This is a genomic window from Mitsuaria sp. TWR114, assembly GCF_007997345.1.
Genome location: NZ_VOSR01000374.1, coordinates 1 through 4732, shown reverse-complemented (window position 1 = coordinate 4732; position 4732 = coordinate 1). Strand labels below are relative to the sequence as shown.

The window sequence follows — 4732 nt, the reverse complement described above, 5'->3', positions numbered from 1 at the left end:
GGCAAGTCGACGCTGCTGCGCCTGATCAACCTGCTGGAGCGTCCCGACGCCGGACGGGTGCATCTGGGCAGCCGCGAGCTGACGGCCCTGAAGCCGGCGGAGCTGCGGCGCGAGCGCCAGCGGCTGGGGATGATCTTCCAGCACTTCAACCTGCTGCAGAACGCGACCGCGGCGGAGAACGTCGCCTTCCCGCTGCGGCTGCACGCGGGGCACTCGCGCCGCGAGATCGATGCGCGCGTGGCCGAGAGCCTCGCGCTGGTGGGACTGGCCGACAAGGCCGACCACTACCCGGCGCAGCTGAGCGGCGGACAGAAGCAGCGGGTCGCGATCGCGCGGGCGCTGGCGCCTCGACCCGACGTGCTGCTGTGCGACGAGCCGACGTCCGCGCTCGACGCGGCGACCACCGGCGAGCTGCTCGCCACGCTGCGCGACATCAACACGCGGCTGGGCGTGACGATCGTGATCGTCACCCACGAGCTGGAGGTGGTGCAGGCGCTGTGCCAGCGCGCCGCGGTGATCGCTGACGGTCGCCTGGTCGAGCAGTTCGACGTGGCCGACGCGTCGCGCCACGCGACATCGCCGCTCGGGCTCGAGCTGGTGCGGCTGCAGTGGCGCGAGACGAGGCTGGCCGCGCTGGACCAGTCGGCGCTCGAGACCTCCGCGGTGATCGCCGCCCTCGGACGCCGGGAGGTCCGCCATGCTTGAGAACCTCGTCGGCCTGCTGCCCGAGATCGGGATCGCGCTCGGCCAGACCGCGCTGATGCTGGCGATCGGCCTGAGCGCGGCGGTGCTGCTCGGCGGGCCGCTGGGCGTGCTGCTCTTCCTGCTGAGCCCGGGCCAGTCGCTGTCCGGCCATCGCGGCGCGGCGCTCGTGCACCGGATCGTCAACGCGCTGGTGAATACCGTGCGCAGCTTCCCGTTCATCATCCTGCTGGTCGCGCTGGTGCCGATCACGCGCGTCATCGCCGGCACCGCGATCGGACCGCTGGCGGCGGCGGTGCCGCTGTCCTTCGCCGCGATCCCGTACTTCGCGCGCCTGGTCGAGCAGTGCCTGCGCGAGGTGCCGCGCGGCGTCATCGAGGCGGCGCAGGCGATGGGCGCCTCGGAGCGCCAGATCGTGCTGCGCGTGCTGGTGCGCGAGGCCCGCGCCGGCCTGGTGGGCGCGCTGACGGTGCTGGCGATCAGCTTCCTGTCCTACTCGGCGGTGGCCGGCGTGGTCGGCGGCGGCGGCATCGGCGACCTCGCGATCCGCTACGGCTACTACCGCTTCCAGACCGACGTCATGGTGCTGACCGTGGCCATCCTCGTCGCGCTCGTGCAGCTGATCCAGTTCACTGGCCACCGCGTCGCGCGGCGGCTCGACAAGCGCTGAGCCCGCCGGCACCTGGGCGCGGCCGTTTCCATCCCCATCCCCATTCACTTCACGTCCACTTGCAAGGATTCCCGATGACCGTTACCCGCCGCACGCTGCTGGCCCTCGCGCTGAGCGCCTCCGCGCTGTCCGCGCCCCTCGTCCACGCGCAGGACAAGAAGGAACTGACGATCGGCGCCACCGCCGGCTCCAACATCGAGGTGCTGCGCCAGGGCATCAAGCCGCTGCTGGAGAAGCGCGGCTACACCGTCAAGCTGGTCGAGTTCAACGACTACGTGCAGCCCAACATCGCGCTGGCCCAGGGCGCGCTGGACGCCAACTTCTTCCAGCACATCACCTACCTCAACCGCTTCCGCGAAGACCGCGGGCTGGACATCGTGGACGTGGTGCAGGGGCCGATGGCGCCGTTCGGGATCTATTCGAAGAAGCGCAAGAGCCTGGCCGAGGTGAAGCCGGGCGACCGCATCACGCTGGCCAACGACCCGGCCAACCTGGCGCACGGCCTGGCGCTGCTGGCCGAGCAGAAGCTGCTGACGCTGAAGCCGGGCGCCGATCCGATCCGGGTGACCGAGAAGGACATCGCCTCCAACCCGCTGCAGCTGAAGCTGCAGCCCATCGAGGCCGCGCAGATCCCGCGCACGCTGGACGACGCGGAGTACGCGATCGTCAACGGCAACTTCGCGATCTCCAGCGGGCTCAAGCTGAGCGACGCGCTGCTGCTGGAGAAGACGCCCGACCACTACATGCTGGTCGTCGCGGTGAAGGGCAAGGACAAGGGCCAGCCCTGGGCGAAGGCGCTGAACGACGCGTTCCGCGCACCGGAGTTCAAGACGGTGCTGTTGCAGAAGTTCCCGGGTTACGCGCGGCCCGCGTTCCTGCAATGAGCGCGCACGCGAAGGGCGCCGCGCCGGACCCTGGCGCGCCCAAGCCGGTGCGCTTCAACGCCTTTGCGATGAACACGGTCGGGCACCAGTCCCCGGGCCTGTGGACGCATCCGCGCGACGAGTCCCATCGCTACACCGATCCGGACTACTGGCTCGAGCTGGCGCGCCTGCTCGAGCGCGGCGGCTTCGACAGCGTCTTCCTGGCCGATGTGCTGGGCGTCTACGACGTCCATGGCGGCACGCCCGACGCGGCGCTGCGCCATGCGGTACAGGTGCCGCTGAACGATCCGCTGGCGCTGGTGCCGCTGATGGCCTCGGTGACGCGGCGGCTCGGTTTCGGCGTCACGGTCGCGCTCACCTACGAGCCGCCGTACAGCTTCGCGCGGCGCATGTCGACGCTGGACCACCTGACCCGGGGGCGCATCGGCTGGAACATCGTCACCGGCTATCTCGACAGCGCGGCGCGCAACCTGGGGCAGGACGGCCAGCGCGCGCATGACGAGCGCTACGACCTGGCCGACGAGTACCTCGACGTCGTCTACAAGCTCTGGGAACTGAGCTGGGCGGACGACGCGGTGCGGCGCGACAAGTCGGGGCGGGTCTACACCGACCCCTCCAAGGTCCGTGCGATCCACCACCGCGGCCCGCACTACCGCGTGCCCGGCGTGCATCTGTGCGAGCCGTCGCCGCAGCGCACGCCGTGCTGTTCCAGGCCGGCACGTCGAGCCGCGGCCGCGCCTTCGCCGGCCGGCATGCGGAGTGCATCTTCGTCAGCGGCCCCAGCAAGGCGGTGGTGAAGGGTTACGTGGACGGCCTGCGCGAGGCCGTCGTGGCCGCCGGCCGTGCGCCGGGCGACGTGCTGATCTACGGACAGGCGCTGATCATCACCGCGCCGACGGCCGAAGCGGCGCAGGCGAAGCTCGAGGACCTGGAGCGCCATGTCGACCTCGAGGCCGCGCTGGCGCTGCTGTCGGGCTGGACCGGGGTGGACTTCAGCCGCTATCCACTGGACGCGACCATCGACTACCTCGACGCGCAGGCGGGCCGCACGGCGCTGGCCTCGTTCAGCAGCGCGGACCCGACGCGGCGCTGGACCGTCGGCGAGGCCGCCGCGTTCATCGGGCTGGGCGGGCGGGGACCGGTGTTCGTCGGCGATCCGGCGCAGGTCGCCGATCAACTGCTCGACTGGCAGGCGGCCACCGGCCTCGACGGCTTCAACCTGGCCTATGCGCTGGCGCATGAGACCTTCCGCGATGTCGTCGAGCTGGTGGTGCCGGAGCTGCGCCGGCGCGGGCGCTACCCACCCGAGCATGGGCCGGGCGCGACGCGACGGCGCCGACGCTGCGAGCCCGGCTCTTCGATCGCGGAGACCGGCTGCCGGCGAATCACGCGGGGCGGCAGGTCCGGCTCGGTGCGCCGCAGGACGGGCGTCCGACTGCGGGCCACGACACCGCGGGCCACGACACCGCCGGCCATGCCGCCGCCCCCACCGGCGATGCGGCCATCGATCTGTCCCTCACTTCCCTGACCATTCCCTTGACGGAGCCTGCCGCATGAGCCGAAGGAACGATTCGAATCAACCGCTGCCGCCGACACGGCGCGACGCCCTGGCGCTGGGCGCGGGCCTGGCCGCCGGCCTCGCCGGGCTCACCAGCGTCGGTGCGCGCGCGCAGGGCACCGCGGCGCCGAAGGAGTTGCGGCTCGACTACGCCTACTACTCGCCCACCAGCCTGGTGCTGCGCCGCTTCGGCTGGCTGGAGGAGGACCTGGCCAAGGACGGCACCGCGGTGCGCTGGGTGCTGAGCGCCGGCAGCAACCGCGCGCTGGAGTACCTGAACGCGGGCAGCCTGGACGTCGGCTCCACCGCCGGCCTGGCCGCGCTGCTGGCGCGCGCGAACGGCAATCCGATCCGCACGCCCTATATCTTTTCGCGGCCGGAATGGACGGCACTGGTGGTGCGCGGCGACTCCGGCATCCGGTCCCTCGCCGACCTGAAGGGACGCCGGATCGCGGCGACCAAGGGCACCGATCCCTATCTGTTCCTGCTGCGCGCGCTGCACACCGTCGGCCTCAAGCGCGGCGACATCGAGCATGTCGCCCTCCAGCATGCCGACGGCCGCGCGGCGCTGGAGCAGGGGCGCGTCGACGCCTGGGCCGGGCTGGATCCGCTGATGGCGGCGAGCGAGCTCGACGCGGCTCGAAGCTGCTGTACCGCAACGTCGGCTTCAACACCTATGGCTTCCTCAACGTGCGCGAGGACTTTCTGAACCGGCACCCGCAGACGGTGCGCCGCGTGATCGCCGCGTACGAACGCGCGCGGGCCTGGACGCTGGCGAATCCGTCGGATGCCGCGAAGATCCTTTCGGAGGAGGCCAAGGTCAGCCTGCCGGTGGCGTTGCTGCAGGTGAAGCTGCGCAGCGACTTCTCGCGTCCCCAGCCGTCGGACGAGCATCTGAAGGCGCTGCAGGCGGCGGCG

3 protein-coding genes and 2 pseudogenes are annotated in these 4732 nt (G+C 71.4%); all 5 read left to right on the top strand.

Annotated features, from left to right (window positions below):
- The coding region (locus FUT87_RS14295) for a methionine ABC transporter ATP-binding protein (protein ID WP_147241441.1) at positions 1–705 on the top strand (705 nt) is incomplete at its 5' end.
- Positions 698–1372, top strand: a complete 675-nt coding sequence (locus FUT87_RS14290) for a methionine ABC transporter permease (RefSeq protein ID WP_147241440.1) — start codon at positions 698–700, stop codon at positions 1370–1372. The genes FUT87_RS14295 and FUT87_RS14290, both read left to right, overlap by 8 nt.
- A 74-nt stretch (positions 1373–1446) precedes the next feature.
- Positions 1447–2256 (top strand): MetQ/NlpA family ABC transporter substrate-binding protein, encoded by an 810-nt coding sequence (locus FUT87_RS14285; protein WP_147241439.1) that lies wholly within the window; start codon positions 1447–1449, stop codon positions 2254–2256.
- A pseudogene (locus tag FUT87_RS31725) lies at positions 2253–3784 on the top strand (LLM class flavin-dependent oxidoreductase). The gene FUT87_RS14285 and the pseudogene FUT87_RS31725 overlap by 4 nt, the downstream one beginning before the upstream one ends.
- A 25-nt stretch (positions 3785–3809) precedes the next feature.
- A pseudogene (locus FUT87_RS14275) lies at positions 3810–4732 on the top strand (aliphatic sulfonate ABC transporter substrate-binding protein); the annotation flags it as partial.